At 66.2% G+C, this 18902-nt stretch carries 13 protein-coding genes; 4 read left to right on the forward strand and 9 right to left on the reverse strand.

Going from position 1 to position 18902, the window contains the following annotated elements:
- Positions 1-22: 22 nt before the first annotated feature.
- The 4 genes from E8M84_RS05075 to E8M84_RS05090 all read left to right on the forward strand — a co-directional run bounded on the left by E8M84_RS05075 (position 23) and on the right by E8M84_RS05090 (position 6539).
- Entirely contained in the window at positions 23-778 is a 756-nt protein-coding gene (locus E8M84_RS05075; RefSeq protein ID WP_137110069.1) for a PP2C family serine/threonine-protein phosphatase, read from the forward strand.
- On the forward strand, positions 779-1666 hold the full coding sequence (locus E8M84_RS05080; protein WP_137110070.1) for a M15 family metallopeptidase: 888 nt from the start codon (positions 779-781) through the stop codon (positions 1664-1666).
- A complete protein-coding gene (locus tag E8M84_RS05085; protein ID WP_137110071.1) occupies positions 1663-4140 on the forward strand; it encodes an ImcF-related family protein in 2478 nt (825 codons plus the stop codon). Before E8M84_RS05080 ends, E8M84_RS05085 begins: the two co-directional genes overlap by 4 nt.
- A gap of 95 nt (positions 4141-4235) precedes the next feature.
- Positions 4236-6539 carry a type VI secretion system Vgr family protein gene (locus E8M84_RS05090; RefSeq protein WP_137110072.1) on the forward strand — a complete coding sequence of 768 codons (2304 nt, stop codon included), beginning with the start codon at positions 4236-4238 and terminating at the stop codon, positions 6537-6539.
- A 1-nt stretch (position 6540) separates the two neighbouring features.
- On the opposite strand, the gene tagF is transcribed toward E8M84_RS05090, so the two are convergent.
- From tagF to tssE, 9 genes are read right to left on the reverse strand one after another with little or no spacing between them, the layout of a single operon-like run.
- Positions 6541-7080: a type VI secretion system-associated protein TagF gene (gene tagF, locus E8M84_RS05095; protein ID WP_137110073.1), complete on the reverse strand. Its 540-nt coding sequence runs from the start codon at positions 7078-7080 to the stop codon at positions 6541-6543.
- Positions 7062-10595, reverse strand: coding sequence for a type VI secretion system membrane subunit TssM (gene tssM / locus E8M84_RS05100; RefSeq protein ID WP_137110074.1), 3534 nt, complete (start codon positions 10593-10595; stop codon positions 7062-7064). The genes tagF and tssM overlap by 19 nt, the downstream gene beginning before the upstream one ends.
- Entirely contained in the window at positions 10596-12044 is a 1449-nt protein-coding gene (gene icmH, locus E8M84_RS05105; RefSeq protein ID WP_137110075.1) for a type IVB secretion system protein IcmH/DotU, read from the reverse strand. It abuts the gene before it with no gap.
- Complete coding sequence (tssK, locus tag E8M84_RS05110) at positions 12041-13372, reverse strand: type VI secretion system baseplate subunit TssK (protein ID WP_137110076.1); 1332 nt, start codon at positions 13370-13372, stop codon at positions 12041-12043. Before tssK ends, icmH begins: the two co-directional genes overlap by 4 nt.
- Before the next feature lie 33 nt (positions 13373-13405).
- Positions 13406-13864 carry a type VI secretion system lipoprotein TssJ gene (tssJ, locus tag E8M84_RS05115; RefSeq protein ID WP_137110077.1) on the reverse strand — a complete coding sequence of 153 codons (459 nt, stop codon included), beginning with the start codon at positions 13862-13864 and terminating at the stop codon, positions 13406-13408.
- Positions 13854-15332, reverse strand: coding sequence for a type VI secretion system-associated FHA domain protein TagH (gene tagH, locus E8M84_RS05120; RefSeq protein WP_137110078.1), 1479 nt, complete (start codon positions 15330-15332; stop codon positions 13854-13856). Before tagH ends, tssJ begins: the two co-directional genes overlap by 11 nt.
- Positions 15329-16357 (reverse strand): type VI secretion system baseplate subunit TssG, encoded by a 1029-nt coding sequence (gene tssG / locus E8M84_RS05125; protein WP_137110079.1) that lies wholly within the window; start codon positions 16355-16357, stop codon positions 15329-15331. Before tssG ends, tagH begins: the two co-directional genes overlap by 4 nt.
- On the reverse strand, positions 16321-18186 hold the full coding sequence (gene tssF, locus E8M84_RS05130) for a type VI secretion system baseplate subunit TssF (protein WP_137110080.1): 1866 nt from the start codon (positions 18184-18186) through the stop codon (positions 16321-16323). Before tssF ends, tssG begins: the two co-directional genes overlap by 37 nt.
- Positions 18186-18896 carry a type VI secretion system baseplate subunit TssE gene (gene tssE, locus E8M84_RS05135; RefSeq protein WP_137110081.1) on the reverse strand — a complete coding sequence of 237 codons (711 nt, stop codon included), beginning with the start codon at positions 18894-18896 and terminating at the stop codon, positions 18186-18188. Before tssE ends, tssF begins: the two co-directional genes overlap by 1 nt.
- Positions 18897-18902: the final 6 nt, after the last annotated feature.

Genomic DNA, 18902 nt, shown 5'->3' on the forward strand with positions numbered 1-18902 from the left:
AGTCCTTGGAAGAGGTCTGGCTATGACCGCGCCGATCACCGTGGTGCCGGGGTCTTCGCCCGCCATGCCGGTAGCCGTCGGGGCGGGGCTTACGAACCGAGGAGTGGTGCGGGAAAGAAACGAGGATTCGATCCTGACTGACCCGACGGGCGTGTTGTGGGCCGTGGCCGACGGGATGGGAGGCTATGGCAACGGCGATGTTGCATCAGATATCGTGATCGACTGCCTGGCGAAGATTCCCGACGAAGCCGACCCCGGCCCGGCTCTGGTCGCTCGATTGAAGGAGGCGAACCAGCTGGTGCTGGAACGCCAGAGCGCGCCGGGAATGGGTCGGATGGGTTCGACCGTGGTGGCCATGCTGGTTTCGCGTGCGGTGGCGCATGTCGCCTGGGTCGGGGACAGCCGTGCCTATCTGTTGCGCGGTGGGCACCTGCGGCCGCTGACCCGCGATCATTCGGTGGTGCAGGAGATGGTTGACCGGGGCGAACTGTCGCCCGAGGAGGCGGAGGGCCATCCGGAATCGCATTTGGTCACGCGGGCGGTGGGCGGGGCCGAGAACCTGGAGGTCGACCTGGTCAGCGTGCCACTGGCGGTGGGAGACCGGCTGCTTCTGTGCAGCGACGGGCTGACGCGATGCGTCTACGAACAGACCGTCGAGACCCTCTTGCGCGAGGCTGCCGGGCCGGAAGACGCTTGCCGGCGGTTGGTGCGCGAGGCGCTGGAGAATGGTGCACCGGACAATGTGTCGGCGATCACCGTGCAGATCTGCGAGGACTGAATGCAGTCGAACAACCTGATTGCGCCCATCATCGTCGCCATCGGAGTCATCATCGCGGCGGTGGCCTTTGCGATGGTCACGACGCTGCTGGAATCGGCAGACAGTGCGGCCGATCTGCGTCTCACCAGTCTGGAAGAGGCCTTCGATGCCGAGGCTGCACAGCGCGCGCGGCTTGAGGCGGAGATTGGCACGCTAAAGGCCGACCTAGCGCGGCTCCGCGACGACGTGAGCCTCTTGGCCAACCGCGCGCCGGTTGCGCCTTCGGCCGTCGAGGCACCGACGGTGGACACCGAGGGACTGTCGGCGGGCGAGGACGAGCAGCACCTGCCCGAGACCGAGGCGCTGACCGAACAGATGCGCGCGGCGCGGGACCGGTTCAACAAGGGCATTGCCCAGCCACGCAACAAGACGATGCTGGCGCTTCTGGGCCGCCCGCGCGAGGACCTGGGCACCGATTGCCGGGGGATCACCAATCCGAGGCTGAAGTCGCTGGTCGAGACGCGGCAGATCGGAACGATCAAGGCCACTATGCTGAAACCCGCGCTGGACAGCCTGGAGCGCATCGTCGCCAAGCTGCAGGAGGACGAGCCGGACATCGCTGCCAAGCTGGGCACCGCCGGGGCGCTGTGCGTGCGGCTTATCCGGGGGTCCAACTCGTCGGTCTCGAACCATTCCTTCGGGACAGCGATCGACATCACCCTGCAGGGCGAGCTTGATCCCTTTGCCGACGGCACAATGCAGATTGGTCTCGTAATCCTCGCCGAGCACTTCAACGCCGAAGGCTGGTATTGGGGCGGAGGTTACAACCGCGAGGACGGGATGCATTTCGAGGTGGGCGAGGAGACGCTGAAGAAATGGGTCGATGAAGGCCTGATCCCCTCGCAATGATTGCCGACCCGAACAACCCACGCACGGTCTTGCCGCCGCGGCGCGGGGCGAGGCGGTCCGACCCGGAGGTCTATGAGCACGCAGCGGGGCCGGTGCTGCGGATGGTCGAGCAGCTTGCGACGATCCGGGGGGTGGAGGCTCAGGTCCTTGTTCAGCGCGCGGCCGAGGCACTGGACCGCTTCGACGCTGACCTTGAGCGGGCGGGGGTCACGCCCTCGACCATCCAGCCGGCGCGCTATGCGCTGGGGCTGGTTCTCGATCAGGTGGCGCGGAAGAACCGGGCGGTGGATGTGGCGCTTTGGGGCGCCGGGGCGCATCGGCTGCTCTTCGACGGGCGGGACATTTCTGCGACCACCTTGCGCGACTTCATCCGCAAGGCGGAAGTCGCGGGGCCGGATTTCGAGGGCGTAAGGGCCTTCATGGAGCGGCGGCTTGCCGTGCTGGAGGGCAGCCGCACGGCCTTTGACCGAGACCTCGGCGCGGGCTGGACAGGGATCACGCTGGTCCTGATCCTGGCTTTCGTCCTGATGGTGGCGGGCTGGGCGGGTTTCGTGGAATGGCGCTTCCACCGCGACCTGATCCGGCTCTTCGATACCAAGGCGCTGGACATCGGGCTGGACCGTGACGGGGTGCTGCCGGACCTGCCACGGCGGTTGACGCGGCTTGGCGACGCGTCCGATGACGTGGCCAAGGCGGCAGACAAGGCGCCGATCCGGCTTTTTGCAGCACCGCTGGGATTCGATGCGGCGGAACATGCCGATGCGGTGTATGACGTGGCAGTGCAGAAGCACCTGCCGGGAGCCCTGGCGCGGGCCGTCGATGCGGCATTGGCTTCCGAGGGCGAAAGCCTGCCGCTTTACGACACCGTTCGGGCGTGGTCGGTGTTGTCGGGGCAGGCCGACTGGTCGCCCGCCTATCTGTCGGGGTGGCTTGCCGACCGGGTCGGGGTGATGCCGGACCTGCAACCACTTGTCCCGCACATCGCCCGGATGCGCGCGCCGACCGAGGCACTTCCGCAACCCGATCCCGAGCTTCTGGCTCAGGCGCGGGCCTATGCGACGGAGGCCGGGGAACCCGCGCGGGCTTATCTGGAACTCCTGCGCTCGCAAGGTGCTGCCGACCTCTTGCCCTGGGTGCCGGAAACGGCGGTGCCGGGGATCTCGGTCGTCCTGCAACGCCGGTCGGGAGCGGCGATGGACAGTCCGTTGCCCGGACTTTTCACCCAGGCGGGCTGGGACTACGCCCGCAAGGTCGGGGCCGGACTTGCGGTGCAGACCGCGCGGACCGAAGCGGCGCGACTGTTTCCCGAGCCACCGGGAACACAGAACGACAGCCCGGACCAGGTGCTGGACATCCTCCAGCGCGAGACGCTGGCGCGGTGGAAGCGGTTTCTGGCGGACGTGAAGGTGCGCCCCTTCAGCGATCCGGAGAACGCGGTGCTGGTCTCGGGACGTCTTGCTGCGCCGGATTCGCCCTTGGCCAGACTGCTGCCCGAAGTCTGGACGCAGGTCGGCGGTCTGGACCGGCAGCGCCCCCATGCCCTGCAACTGCGCATTGCCTCGGACTTTGCAGCGCTGATCCAGTACTCCGAAGATGGCCGGATGGACGAGATCGCTGCGCTGTTCGGCAGCCTCAACGTGGCGCTTGGAGCGATGGATCGGGACGAGCCGCGTGGTCTCCAGCGACTGATGAGCGCGAAGTCGCGCGGCGCCACTCTCGCCGCCCTGCGGACCGCGCCGCCGATGGTGGTGCAGATCGTCGAGGATGTGCTGGCCGAGACCAGTGCGGCGCAGGCAGACCCGTTGTCAAACCCGCTGACGAAGGCCTGGCAGACCGAAGTCCTGTCGCTGTGCAAACAGGTGACCGAAGCGCGTTATCCCTTTGCCGATGGGGCGGATGCGCCGCTGTCCGAAGTCGCCGCGCTGCTGGGGGCCGGGGGGGCCATCGACCGCTTCTATCGCACCCGGGCCGAGCCCTATATCGACACCTCCAGCACCCCCTGGCGGTGGAAACCGGACGCGCGCTTTGCCGGCCTTGACCCGAAGAGCGCCGAGTTCCTGCAGCGCACCCAGGCCATTGCGGCCGGATTTTTATCGCAGGACACCGAGCTGACGCTGGCGGCGCTGGCGGAACGCGGCAAGACTTTCGTGGCAATCGGGGGGCAGGGCGGACCGGTGGAGACGACTGTCGCACCCCTGAAGCTAACCTGGCCGGGCCCGAATCCTTCGGCAGGCGCCGAAGTGCGCTTTACTACCGCAGCCGGAGACGCGACCGTGACGCAGCCCGGGGAATGGGGCCTCTTCCGCATCCTCGACGGTATCCGGCTGCGCGAACGTGACGGCGGCAAGCGTTTCCTGATCGACCTTAAGTCCGGCGATGCGCGACTTTTCATGGAGCTGACGGTCCTGGCCGAAGCCAACCCCCTGTCGCGATGGAGCCTGCTGAAGGGTCTGGCTTGCCCCACCGCGCTCTGATCCCCTTTTTGCCCCACGGGCGCGAAATTCGGCTAGAGTAATGGTGCATTTGCCCCGACGCGATTTGAAACGGCTTTCGGACAGGAGAGATCAGCATGGCTGACGGTCGCAACATCACGGTCAGCACGGCCCTGGGCGACAAACTTCTGTTTTCGCAGATGGAAGGCTGGGACGAGATCAGCCAGTGCTTCCGCTACGAGTTGGGCCTGGTCAGCAAGGACATCAACGTCAAGGCCGAGGATATCCTTGGGACCCCGGTCACGATCACCGTCCGCACCGATAGCGCCAAGCGCTTCATCCACGGTATCGTCGCCGAGTTCGCCTTCCACGAATACCGAGAGGACTACGCCCATTACCGCGCCGTGCTGCGACCGTGGTTGTGGTTCCTGACCAATCGCAGCGACAACCGGATCTTCCAGAAGAAAAGCGTGGTCGAGATCATCGAAGAGGTCTGGAAGCCCTACGCCCATGTGAAGGTGGAAAAGCGGCTGAAAAAATCCTACCCGCCGCGCGACTATTGCGTTCAGTACCGCGAGAGCGACCTGACTTTCGTGCAGCGGCTGATGGAGCATGAGGGGATTTTCTATCACTTCGACCATGCCGACGGCGACCACACGCTGGTCCTGTCGGATGCCAATGCCAGCGTGAAGGATGCCGAAGGGTTCGAGACGATCAAGTTCCGTGGCGAGGCCGGCAACGTGATCGGGCAGGATGACGTGATCACCCAGCTTCTGCCGCGCACCTCGGTCCGGTCAGGGGTCTATGTGCACACGGACTATGATTTCAAGAAGCCCGCAACCGACCTGATGACCAAGTCCGACGCCCCGAAATCGCACGAAGCGGCGAAGGGTGAGCTTTATCACTACCCCGGCGACTACATCGAGGTTGGGGCTGGTGAGCCGCTGGCGGCAATCAGGCTGGAAGAGGCACAGGCCCCGCATGTGCGGGTTGCAGCCGAGGGGAATGTCCGGGGCCTTTGGTCCGGGGTCAGTTTCACGCTGGAGGAGTTCGAGCGCGAGGCCGACAACCAGAAATACCTGGTGCTGCGGTCGGATTATGAGATGTGGGACGACCAGTATCGTGCGGGCATGCAGCGGCAGGGCGAGGGGTTCGGGGTCCAGTTGCAGTTGCAACCGCTGAGCCTGGCCTTCCGGCCGGAACGCCGCACGCCGAAGCCGCTGATGTCAGGCCCACAGACGGCGGTGGTGGTGGGGCCCTCGGGCGAGGAAATCTTCACCGACGAGTACAGCCGGGTGAAGGTGCAGTTCCATTGGGACCGGCTGGGAGGGAAGGACGAAAACTCCAGTTGCTTCGTCCGCGTCAGCTCGGTCTGGGCCGGGTCGGGCTGGGGGTTTATCCAGATTCCCCGGATCGGGCAGGAGGTGATCGTCGACTTCCTGGAAGGCGATCCCGACATGCCGATCATCACTGGCCGGGTCTACAACGCCGCGCAGATGCCGCCCTACGGCTTGCCTGCGAACGCGACGCAATCGGGGTGGAAGTCGAACTCTTCGCCCGGCGGGGGCGGCTGGAACGAGATGCGGTTCGAGGACAAGAAGGGGTCGGAAGAGGTCTATTTCCAGGCCGAGAAGGACCACAACGAGCTGGTCAAGAACAACGAGACCCGCACCATCGGCAACGATTTCGCCGAGGATGTGGGCCATGATGCCAAGCAGGACATCGGCCACGACCGGACCGAGACCGTAGGCAACGACAAGTCAGTCACCGTGGGTCACGACAAGACCACCAGCATCGGCAACAACGACACCGAGACGGTGGGGGTGGACCGGGCTCTGACGGTGGGGTCGAACGAGACGATCTCGATCGGGTCCAGTTCCAGCGAAACGATCGGGCTGAACCATACCCAGACCGTCGGCGTAGCCCAGGCGATTACCGTGGGTGCTGCGCGGGTGGACAGCGTGGGGGCTTCCGAGACGCGGACCGTAGGCGCCGCGCAGTCGATGACCATTGGTGCCTCGCGCGATGTGAATGTCGGCGCCTCGGAGAGCCATTCCATCGGGTCGAACGACAGCTGGACCATCGGTTCGGACAGGACGGTATCGGTTGGCGGGAAAGAGGCGATTTCGATCGGCGGTGACCAGTCGGAAAGCGTGGGAGGTGGTGTGTCGGTCTCGGTGGGGAAGGACCGTGGCGCAAATATCGCCGGGGCCGAAAGCCTTGGTGTCGGCAAGGACATGGGGGTGACTGTCGGCAAGAAGTTTGTGCTGACCGTCGCCGACGAGATCACTCTGAAATGTGGCGACGCCGAAGTGACGATGAAGAAGGACGGCACGATCACCATCAAGGGCAAGGACATCGCGCTGGACGGGTCGGGCAAGATCAACGTCAAGGCGGGCGGCGACATCAAGATGAAGGGGTCGAACATCCACCAGAACTGAGTCAGGTCAAAAGCAGATGGTGCAACGCAGCGCCAGGGTCCGCGGGCTCCGTGGTGATGGACGGGCCGCCGCGCGCCCAGAGCAGCATCGCGCCCGAGGCGGGTTCGTGGCCCGGGATGGGCGCGGGCAGGGCGTCGAGAGCTATCCACAGTTCGTCCGGCGACAGGCCATCCGAGCCAAGCGCCAGCGCCGCATCGCACCAAGGGTCGATCTGGTCCTGGCTCAGGGTCCCATCGGCAATCAGAAGCAGCGACAGCGGAAAGTGCCGATTGGCGCTGTCGTGGCTTGGGAGGACAACCCCTGCTGCCAGACGCCCTCCCGAGGGCAGGCTGAACCGCAGCCCGCCGGGCGGGAAGACGGCTCCCGCTCGACCGAGAGGGACGATGTGCCGGGTAAGCCAGAAGTCCCAGTGTTTCCGGAAGGCATCCGGCAGCCCGCGCCAGACGAAATCGCCCGTATTCGGCATCTTGCCGAAGACTCCCGCCACCGGGCGACGGTCTTCGTCCCCCGGCTTCTGTGGCGTCAGAACCTCGTCGGACATTTGAAGTTGCCGAACATCTTCAGGTCGAACGGGTTGTCGACCGATGCGGCACGGAGTTCGAAGGCGGCGGAGAAGCCGGAGAGGCCGAGACTGAGCCGGAACACCTCGGGCAGGTCGGTCGACGAAAGGCGACCTTTGCGGATCAGCCGCAGCCAAGCCCAGGAGCCGGTTTCCGAGGTCAGCAGCTCTCCGCTGCCGTCGGCGGGCTGGAACGAGAGGGAGATCAGGTTGGTACCGTCGGGTCCGGGCCAGGTCATCGGCATCGGGCGGGTGGCGGCGTTGAGGTAGGTCAGGACCTGGCCATCGACGTTCAGCGTGACCGAAGCGGCGTTGGGGGTCAGATCCTTGGCCTCCAGCGTGAAGGCCATGACCGGGCCCGACCCGCCGGGGAAGAGGCCGTCGCGTATCGAGCGGGCGCGTTCGAACGGGGCAAGAAGCGAGCCGTCGAGGCCGAAGTCGGCGCGCCAGGCCCAGGGTTTCACGGTCGTGTCGATGTAGGGCAGAAGGTTGTCGGTGACGAACTTGTCGATCCGGGCACCTGGGGCGAAAAGCTCGCGGAAGTCGGCGACGTTCACGTCGATGGCGGAGGCCTCGTCGAAGGGATAGCGGCCCTCGGTCGCCTTCACGCAGAAGTCGTAGACATCGGCGCGCCAGCGGTCGTTGAGTTGGGAGATCACTGCGTCCCGGGTCACGGCGATGGTGTCGCCGGCGATGCCCGCGACCCAGTCGTCCAGCGGATCGGGGAGCGCTTTGGCGGCGTTCGCGACGGCGCCAGTCAGTTCGCCCAGACCGCCGCGGGCGAGGAGGGTCGCCTCGGGATCGGGCGAGTTCATCGCGCTGGCCAGTTCCTTTGCCAGGCCATCAAGTTGGAGGCCGACATCGTCGAGAAGCGGGGGCAGGCCGTCGACTTCCTCGATCGCGGCCTTGAGGGGGGCGAAGTGCAGCGCGATGTCGGTGCCGGGGGGCGGGCCTTCGATGCCTCCGGTCGAGGTTGCAAGCTTGCTGCCCGCCTTGAGCAGTTTGCCGACCTTGCCAAGCTTGGAGACGGCTTTCTTCGCAAGGCCGTCTGTCGCTGCGGCACCTTCCTCCTCGGGGATGACGCGGGTCAGGTCGACCTCGTCCACCACGGCGCGGACGAGGCGGCGGAGGGTCGAGTCAGGACTGGCGAGGTCCTTCATGTTTGCAGTGGCGGTGGGCAGGTCGGTGATTGGCGCCAGGCGGATATCGCGCAGAAAGCCGTTCCACTGGGCGATGAAGTCGTCCTGGTAGAGTTTGAGGATGTCGGCCTCCAGCGTTGCAACCGAAGCGTCGGAGCTTTCGGCACAACCGCCCGCGAAGACGGCCTGGTCAAGGGCAGCGGTGGCGGCGACCTCTGGGATCAGCGGCAGCACGGTGGTGTGGAAGCCGTCATAGGTGAAGGCGCCAGGCAAGCCGACGCGCAGGGTCTTTTCCGAGATGCGGGTCAGGACACGGGTGGCGTTCGGGCCTGCCTTCTCGGCCGGGATCCATTCGGGCAGCGCGGTGACGGTCGGGTCAGAGATCAGGGCGCTGTAGGCGCGGGCAGCCAAGGGGATGGTGCAGATCGATTGAAGGGCCTGCTGGACGAGGGCGTTGTCGGGCGCAATTTTCTCTTCTTCGGAGCCCATGCGGTCGATGGCTGCCAGCTGATGTTCAAGCGCGGCCTCGGTCGGGAAAGGGTCGGTGGGGGCGTTCAGGGGCAGTTGGTCCTGCCACCACTGGGCCGCGAACTCTCGATCATAGGGCGCAAGGCCGGTCATCATGTAATAGACCTTGAGCGCGCCGAGGAGATACTCCGGATCGCGGATCTGGCGCCACATCGTGGCCTCCAGCATCGCGACCATCCGAGGTTCCAGGATGTTGCGAAGCGAGCGGTCGTAGGCGATGCGCTGAGCTTCGGTCAGTTCCGACAGCGCGGTGGGTCCGATGTAGGTGAGGGGCGAGGTCGGGACTTCGGTGGCTGCGGCCTTGACCTCGGTCACGCCTTCGAGGGCGAGTTCGAGGTCGAGCGGGTCGGTTGGGGCCTGGCGGGCGGCGACATTGGCAAGCCGGCCAGAGAGGTCGGCCAAGAGACGTTCCTGGTCGTCGATGCCGCCGGAGTAGCGCAGGAAGCTGAACAGGAAGACGAGGCCGGCGATCAAGGTCGCCAGCGAGGCCCCGGCGATGGACCCGCGCCAGATCCATTTGCGGCGTTCTTCGGCGGCGGCGTCGAAAGTACCAAGGCCGGCCTCGGGGAATATGAGGTCGGTCAGCATGTTACGGAGGAAGTAGGAGCGCTTTTCACCGAAGGCGCGGCGCGGGGCGGCGTCGGCGCTCAGGCCGAAGGAGCCCGCGAGTTCGCCGACGAGACGGTCGATGGGTGAGCCTTCCTGGGTGGCAGAGGTCAGGTAGAATCCGCGCAGCCAGGGGCTTTCCTCGTAGCGGCTTTCACCGAAGACGGTGTCGATGAGGAGCTTCAGAGGGGCTTCCAGGCGTTCGACCTGGGAGGGAAAGCGGAAGATCTCGGCGCGCTGGTCAAGCGGCACATCCTCGGACATGCGGGTAGTGAGGCGGGTTTCAAGGTTCGCCAGAAGCGCCTTCGTCTCGCGTTCGATGGTGGTGCGGTCGATGCGGGCGTCGGTGGGCAGGGTGGCGCCCCAGACCTGCTCGCGATCCTTGGTGGGCAGGTTGCCGAAGAAGGCCTCAAATCCGGGGACAAGGTCGACCTTGGTCAACATCAGGTAGACCGGAAGCTGGATCTGCAGGCGTTCGCGGAGTTCGGCGAGGCGCTTCCTGATTTCGCGGCCGTGTTCGCGGACCGCGGCTTCCCCGGCCAGAAGCTCCTTCAGCGACAGGGCCAGGATCACCCCATTCAGCGCCCGTTTGCCGCGGTGCTTCTTCAGCATGTCCAGAAAGCCGAGCCATTCTGCCGAGTCGATCTCGGGGTCGCTTTGCTGTTGGACGTAACGACCGGCGGTGTCGACGAGGACGGCATCCTCGGTGAAGAACCAGTCGCAGTTGCGGGTGCCGCCGACGCCCTTCAGGTCATCGGAGAGGTCGATCGGGAAGTGGAGGCCGGACTGTCTTAGCGCGGTGGTCTTGCCGCTGCCGGGGGGGCCGATGATGACATACCACGGCATGTCGCGCAGGAACTTCTTGCCGCCAAGCTTCGACCGTTTCATCTCGGTCAGGACGGATGCAAACTTGGTGTTGATCTCGGCCACGTTGGCCTCGCCCGGAAGCGAGACCTTGGGCTTTTCCGGCTGGGCTAGTTCGGTGACGAAAAGCTGGTTCTTCTTCGCGGCCCGCAGTTGCGCGAGGAGGAGGGAGAAGAGCCAGAGGACGAGGATGACGGCGATGACGATCATCCGGACGAGGTCATCGGCCAAGGGGACCATATCGCCGACCGAGACGAGGGGGCCGAAAAGCCAGATCAGTGCGCAAAGAAGAACGACGCCGATGAAGGTCCACAGGCGACGGGAGAAGAGGAACCTGAAGATGGCCTTGAGGACTTTCATCTAGAGCTTCTTCTCGATCTTGATCTCGATGCGCCGGTTTTCGGCCCGGCCCACTTTGGTGCCGTTGTCGCCTACGGGTTCGCTGTCGGCGCGGCCTTCGGCGGCCAGGAGCTCGGGTGGCACCCCGGCGGCAGTCAGAAGGTCGGCGATGGTCTTGGCGCGCGCCTCGGACAGGCCTTGGTTCGAGGCGAATGGGTTCGAGGCCTGGACAGGGACAGAGTCGGTGTGGCCGATTATGGTGACCTTGCCGATGACCTCGACGTTTTCCTTGATGCAGTCGGCCAAGGCGGTCACAAGCGGTCCATAGACGTCGTTGATGTCGGCCTTGGCGCTGCGGAAGACCTCGGGGCTCGAGCCGCGCAGGGTCATGAAGGCCAGGCCCACGTCATCCTTGCCGGTCAGCGCGGCGGCGGTGTCGGCGGGGGCCTTCGCGAGACAGGCGGGGACGAGTTCAAGCACCACGGGCTCGATCTTGATCTCGGGCGCGGCGGGTTCGGCGTTGGTGCGGACGGGGCGGAAGATCTCGGCCCGTTCTGCAGGCGGCAGGAGGCGGGCGAGGGCGTAAAGCTGGGTCGCCTTGTTCGACAGCTGGATACCGAGGCCGACGTAGATCGCGGTAATGACGGCGACGGCGGCAAGGCCAATGGTCCACAAGGGTACGGCGAAGCGGGGCTTTTCGTCGGGGGCGATGACGCCCTTCCAATGCGGGGAAAGCTCGGCCGCCTCGGCCTCGGGGTTGCGGATGGCGCGGGCGATGGCGGAGCGCATGGCGAGGAGAGCGGCGTCGCCGGTGCGGCCCTCGACACGGTACTTGCCGCGGAAGCCAAGGTTCAGGCAGTGGAAGCCCAGCTCCAGCATTTCGGGGTCGCGGTTGGGGTAGCGGAGAAGCTCTTCCAGCCGGTCGAAGAACTTGGTTCCGGCGTCCACCTCGCCCGACAAGCCCACGACAAGCGGCTGACGGGGCCAACTGGAATGGCCGCCCCAGGGGGTGTTGAGCGCGATGTCGTCGACCAGCGCGGCAACGAACCAAGCGGCTTGATTGGCGCGGGTCATCGGGACACCCATGCCGACGGCAGAGTCGCGGGCGTCGATCAAGTTTTCCTGGACGCGCAGGCGCAAGGCTTCCGCATTGGCCGGGGGCATCGCGCGTTCAAGCTCGGGCGCGAGTTCGAGGAGCGAGGCGAAGGCGACAATCAGCGGGTTTGGATGCGCGCGGGTCAGGCGGGGTTTGGGGCCGCGACCGACTTGGTCTTGCGGGGGTGTGCCGAAGGGCTGGCCATAGCCATGGCCGTAGGATTGCCCGCTGTAGGGTGGCTGCTGCTGGGCGGGGCGTTCCGCGCCGAAGATCGGGGGCTGGGGCGTTGTGGCGGGCGTGTTCGACTTCACCGGCCGGATGCGGGTGCGTCCGGCGTCGTTGGAAAGGCCGAAGGGATCGTCCGGGTCGCTCATCGGTTCACGGCGTAGCAGTCGATTTCGGGTTCACGGTCGAGTGCCCCTGACACGCCGATCACGAAGCCGGGCGCGTCGGTGAGTTGGGCGAAGTGTTCTGACTTCTGGTCAAGCTCCAGGCAGAGGCGTTCCCCGTCATAGGGGATCTCGCGCGGCTGGGAGTGCAGAGGTTTCAGCGGAATACCGGGGAGGCGGGATTTCCACAGCTTCTCGAAGGCATCTGCGGCGCCGACGGTGGCCTGGCTCACGAAGATGCGGCGGAGACTTTCGTCCGAGATGTCCGACCCGATGCGCAGCACGATCCGACTGGTTTTCAGGAGGTCGGGATTGTCGATGCGGACCTTCCAGATGTTCTGGGCGTGGCGGGCGACTTGCAGTGCACGGGACCTGGGTTCGACGTGGCGCAAGGACAGCATCAGGGAGCGCAGCGTGTCAGCCAGCGCTGCGAAGGCGGGCTGGGGATCGAGGTGGTCGTAGGCGGGCAGGTCGGAAAGGCGCCGCGAGGAGGAGCCATAGGTCGCCATCCGGCCTGCCAATCCGGCCAGCTCCATGAAGAATTCCGACGGATGGTGCAGGTTCTGCGCCAGTACATGCGCGACGCGGGGCCGGGCGGTGTTGGCGAGTTCGAGGAGGAGGAGGTTCTCGATCGACCGGCCTGCACCGCCGAGTACCAGCTTACCGTGGGCTTCGGCGATGCGATCGAGGCCAGTGACGACCTCTTGCGCGAGGCCCGCATACCAGGGGTTCGCGGCAAGGCAGAGGGCGGGGGCGAGGTAGCCTTCGGAAACGGCGACCGAGCCTTCGGCGCGCAGGCCCTCGACCCTCGCGACCGGGAGGGCGACGTATCCGGCCCCGTCTTCGCCCGGCTGGATCAGGCGGGCGGCAAGGCGGGCGACTTCAAGCTCTTCGGGCTCGGCCCCGCCACGGATGGCATCGCGGACGGTCTGGATCACGCCGTGGTAGCGCGAGCCGGCGGGCTCAGCATGGGCGGGGTCGATGGTGGCGGCGCCGGGACGTTCGATGGGGATGGCAAGGGCGACGAGACCCGCCATGTCGGCCTTGATCTGGACGGGGGCGGGGGCTGACATTGTCTCGGGGATCGCAAAGGGGGTGCCATCGGGGAAGATGCCGGAGGCCGCGGCAATGGCAATGCGGCCCGCATCAAGCGCAGATTTGTCCAGGGTCAGTGACCGGAACCCCCAGGCCTGCATGGGGGCGGCCTGAAGCGCGCCGCGCACCAGGCCTTCGGTGTAGCGGTCCTGCTGCTGCAGGTGCTGGGTGCGCAGGAACAGCCCTTCGGACCAGACGACCTTGTTCTTGTCACTCATTCTTCAGTCCTGTTCCTGCACACTGGCGAGGGATCACATCGGGGTCAGCTTGATCCCGCTGGCGGTCACGTCAAGCGCGAACGTCACCGTGTCGGTCGGCGAGACCGACGACTTGGCGCGGAATTGCTTTCCCGCAGGGTCCCGGTAACCGGCGACGATGGCGATCAGGGCGGTCGTGGCCTCAAGTGCCACGGTCTTGGTGGCCTTGCCGCCTGGGGCAAGCGTGATGGCGTCGGCCTTGACAAGATCGCCTCCCAGGGTGGCGGAGGCGTTCTGGAGGCCGAAGAAATCAGCACCGTCGAAAGCCCCAGCGCCCCGCAGTTGCAGGACCTGCAGGGTAAGCGGGCGGTCGGCACCGTCGGGACCAGGGTTCATGCCCGCCGCCCCTTGCGCGACGATGGTCACCGATCCGGGGCCGGCGGGGGCGCAGGCCACCAGAAGGGCGGCGCTGCTCCCGATCAGAAAGGCACGGCGTGGAAACTCATGGGTCATTGGTCTTCTCCCTGTTGCCTTCATATGCGTCGCGGAAATCGGCGCCCACTTCGCCGAGGAACCGGTCCTCGGCGGCGCGGGCAATGTCCTTGTACCGGTCGGTGTAGGCCTTCCAGAGCTTGGCATTGCGCCCACCCGAGAGAAGGCTTTCCAGCATCCCCAGGTCTTCAAGATCCTTCTCCACCGACGTTGGATCGAAGCGGTCGATCATCCGCCGGAGCGCGGACTGAATGGCGACCCAAGAGCGGACCTGGTGGTCAGCCAGGTCGCGGAAAGCGCCATTGATCGCGGTCTCAGGGTCAAGATAGCCGGGTCCCTTTGGGGTGACGAGCGAGGCGATGGCCTCGTTGGTGGTTGCGAGGAATTTCAAAGGGTTGACGTCGGTGTTGCTGATCACAGTTTGCGCCACGCGGGCGTTCTGCTTTTCCTTGGCGCGGGTCCGGAGCATCAGCATCAGACCCTCGACCAGCAGGCGGAAGCGCTGGCCCATTGCCTCCATCTCGGCCTCTGCGTCAGGTGTGGCGGACGGGTCAAGCCCCAAGCCGCGGAAGAAGGCGTCGCGCAGGGCTGCCTCGGAGGCGACGGGCTGTGGTGCCATGGGCGGTTGCGGGGCAGGTTCACCGCGTTGGCGGGTGCGGTTCTCGTCGTCGATGACCGGGGGCGCAATGGGGGGAACGACGGGCGCTTCCGGGGCCAGTTGGAGCGGTTCGGGCGCGGGCGGTGCGGGGGCAGGGGGCGGAGGGTCCGAGGCAGCGAGCGGGGGTGGCATGGACCACCAGTCGTCTGCGGCAGGAGTTTTGGCGGGCTGAACCGGTGGCAGTTCTGGCGTTCGGGCCTTGGCGGGTTCGTCAAAGAAGGAGCCGAAGCCGAGGTCGTCTTTGCGCGGCGCGATCGGCTCGGGCACGCTGCCTGCCGGGCGGGCCGCAACAGAGCGGTCAAGCGTGAAGGGATCGTCGAAAAGGGGCGGCGGTGCGCCACGATCCGGCGTAGCATCGTAACGGCGGGCGTCCGTGGGCCCGGTGTCGAAGGGCTGCGGCAGGCCCTGCGGGCGCGAGACCGGCGACGGCGGCGTGACGGGGGTGGAGAAGAAATCGTCATGCGTCATCTGCCGCTGCGCCGGGGCTTGCGTTCGAGGCGTGGCGACGGGTGCGGGGGCCTCGATTTCCACCCGTATCACAGTGTCGCCGAGACGCAGGCGCATCCCCGGCTCCAGTCGGGCCGCGTTGCCGGGGCCGAGTGGCTGGTCTTTGCCGTCAATGAACAGGCCGCCGCGGCTTGCATCGGTGACGATGAACTGCCCGGCCTCACCCGTGATCACGCAATGCTTGCGTGAGACGTACATGTCGGGGTCGTTGATCTGCCAGGAGCATTCGGCCCCGCGACCGATCGAGAATTCGCCGCCCGGATGCCGCATCTCGCGGCGATCCTGGGGATGGGGGCTGTGCTCGATTGTCAGGCGGAGGGTCATGCGGACTCCACCTGCGCGACGTGATAGAGGCGGAGGTCGTCGGCGTCCTGCTGACGTCTCGGGGCGAGCCAGGCGGTACGGCCGAGCTGGCTGTGGCCGAGACGGGTGTCGGGGATATCGTCGCGGGCGAGGACGAGGCGCAGGTTGAACTCCATCTCACGACCCATGGCATGCCGGATCGCATGGCGGAGACGGGAGATGAGTTCGGCGTCGGCGAGAAAGTCGGTGAAGCGGGCCAGAGGCAGGGGTCCAACGCGGAGTTCGACCAGAGTCTGGCGCTGGAAGCTGCGGGCGCCGACGACGGCGGACCGGCCCAGCTGGGCATGCTGCCGGCCGAGGCGGGATTGCAGGCGGAGCGGGATCTCGGTCCAGGTGCCGAGGAACTCGACGAGCGACACCGGAGCTTCCAGCACGTCGGACAGGTAGGCGGTAAGGCGTTCGACGCTGTAGACTTGGCGGCCAAGCGCAGTGGCGTGGCGCATCTTCAGGCGGGTCCGGGCATCATGGGCCTTTGGCCTGGTTCCCGGAAGGGCGACGCCGGCCAGCGCCTCGACCATGGCTTGCACCCGGCCTGCGGAACCGTGTTCGATCTGAACCTCGGGCCGGGCATCGGCCCAGCCACGCCAGTAAAGTGCCATCATCCGATGCTGCAGAAGGTTGCAGAAATCAAGGAACGTCGTGTCCGAGGCTGCATCGCTGCCTTCGGTGAACCAGCGGTCCGACAAGCGGCCCATGACCCATCGAGTCAGGTGCAACGGCAGCGCACCTTCTGGGCCGAGGAGCCCCATGACCTCGACATCCACCTTGGGTGGGGTGCCAGGGTGAAAGCCAGCGACGTCACGGGTGCCAAAGGTCAGCCGGGCGCGCTGGCCAAGGCGGGCAGGTTCCTTCGACGGCCCGCCCGACCGGCCAAAGCGCATCTGGTCGTGTTCGAGCCGTCGCAGAAGCTCGAAGAACCCCATCGTTTCCGGCGAAGGCACATCCCCGGTCAGATCAGGGCGCGGTTGCCCGGCGTCATCGGCCACGACACGTCCTCCTGTCTCTGCAAAAGATGGGTTTTCGTGCGCACGAAAGAATTGATCGCGGCGTGGCGGGCAAAGAGCTGGTTCAGCAGCGCGGAGAGGAGGAGCGTGGAGCCCCCTGCAAGCGTGTTTTCGTCCACGTCGAGCGTGATCTCGACGCCGTGGCCAAAGCAGATCGGGCCAGGGATGCCCAGACGTTCGACGACTTGCCGTGACCGGACGCGGGTGATCGAGCGGGCATGGCGGACCATCGCGGGGTCGCCGCGCCCGGCGTAAAGGTCAAACATGGCGCGCAGGGGTTCGGCGTCCTGGCCGGGTTCGGCAAGGGACAGGTGGTTCAGCGACAGCTGCGCCACCAGCCGCCATGCGAGGTCATCCAGCTGGCTTTCCCCGCCCGAGACGATATTCGGCAGCGCCGAGGAGACCGAAGCACGCGGTCGGCGGAAAGGGGCGATCAGTTCGATCCGGCCGACAGGGTCGCCGGTTTCCAGGGAAAGCTTGGGGCTGTCATCCAGGATCGGCAGATCGCGGTTGGTGCAAAGCGCGCGAATGTCGAGCCGCCGGATCGCCTTGGTCACTGTCACGTCGGCGGGGCGTGCAATCGAGAGGAAGAGATCGTCGCCGGCATAGGTGGTCCGGGTATTGCCGCGGCGGATCTCGTCCTCGCCCGGGCGGCGGGGGCGGCGTTCGGTGGTAAAGACGAGGCCCGAGCCGCGGTGCTGGCCGACGGAGTAAAGCGGCTCGACCCGGGCATCCGGGCCGTCGCTGTCGGCGTCCTCGACATTAGTGAGACGGTAGATTTCGAAGTCGCGTGGGCGAGTGCGGTCAGCGTGGACGACATGGGCGGCGGAACGGCCGTCAATCTCGATCACGTTGCACTCTTTCTCGAAGAGATTGACCAGTGGCGTCACGAACAGGCGGAAGTCCTTGGCGGCGATGTCGGAAAGTTCCGGCCGCGCGGCGTCGAGATAGACCACGACCTCGCAGGGTCCGGTGCCGCAGGTCCGCAGAGCGGGGTTGAGCCCGTCGAGCCGCAGGTAGTGGAAGCGATCCGGCATCAGGAAGTATTCCCGCATCAGGCGGTAGCCTTCGAACGACGGACGGACGCGCGGGAGAAGGCCCTCGCGGTCGGTGACGCCGACAAGGGAGGGTCCGGTGAGGGGCTGTGGCTTGCCCTTTGGTGCGCGGGCGACGGCGGCGGCACCGTGGCCGAAGAGTGCGTCGAAGATCGCGCCGCCGCGCGTTCCGCCGACGAACCAGAGGTCGAGGCGGTCAAGGCTGAGTTCTGAGAGGGTGCCGGGGCCGACGCGGGTGAAGGTAAACCGCAAAGCCGCCTCGGCCTCGGGACGGTCGAGGCCTGCCGCGTTCATCGCACCCTTGTCCTGCAGGTAATCGACCTTCTCCAGAGTGATGGGCCAGAGGGTCACGTCCTGCGCGGTGGTGTAGGTGGCGCGGGTGGCGATGCCCTCGCGGTAGGCTGCGACTGACCGGGTGCCGCGTGCGACAAGGTGGCCGTCGAGCATGGTCTGCACCTGGGGACCTGGATGGAGGACCGCCATGGTCATCGCAGGTGCCGGGCAGACAAGGTCGGGGTAAAGCTCGTCCAGGAGGTTGCGGACATAGCGACTGCTTTCCGCATCGACCTTCAGACGCGTCCGGGCGGCAAGATAGGCCACGCCTTCCAGCAGGCGCTCGACGTAAGGGTCGGGGCAGGGCACCGCGTCGAGCGACAGGTTGCGCGCGACCGTGGGGTGGATCGCTGCAAACTCCGTTGCAAGCTCGCGGATATGGGCGAGTTCGTCTTCGTAATAGGCCAGGAAGTTCCGGTCCATCACGCGTCCTCCACCGCAGTGGTGGCGCGGCCGTTGTCGAGGTCGATCATCGTGGAGAGCCGCAGTCGTTCCGGGACGGGCGAGAGCATGAGCATCGCGTCGACCTCGATCTTCATGCCGGTGCGGTCGCCCTGGGCCACCTTGACGCGGATCGTGTCGCGCTTCAGGCGCGGCTCGAACACGGCGATGACCTCGCGCAGTTCCTTGGCGAGGTCGGCAAGGTCGAAGTCCGACATGGCCCGGCCCGAAAAGGAGGGGACGCCGTAGTTCAGGACGGATCGGCGGACATGCGGGAAGTCGGTGATCATGTCCTTCGGGGTCTCGAACCCCTTCCGCTCGATATCGGTCAGTTGCAGGCCGGATTCGAAGCGTTCGACGTTGAAAAGCGCCTCGATGTCGCGCCGGACCGCCTCTCGCAGGACCGCGGCGTTCACGACGATGCCACGTTCCTCCAGAAAGGCGCGGCGGGCCATCTGGGTCAGGAACTGGTGCAGGTCGCGCCGGGTGTCGGCATCGAAATCGGTGTCCGCCTCGACCGCTCGTACGCCGCCGGACAGCACCGCAGCAACCTTCGCAGCGCCAATCCGTGCGACCAGATCGGCACGCTGACGGTCGGTTTCGGACACGATGCCCGGCAAGTCGTCGACGAGGCGGTCCCAAAGACTTGGCTGGACCGCCTCGGTCCGGGATTGAAGGATCGGATCAGCCACTTGGCG

Origin of the sequence: Rhodobacter sp. SY28-1, from assembly GCF_005222785.1 — a bacterium.
Taxonomy (GTDB): domain Bacteria; phylum Pseudomonadota; class Alphaproteobacteria; order Rhodobacterales; family Rhodobacteraceae; genus Tabrizicola.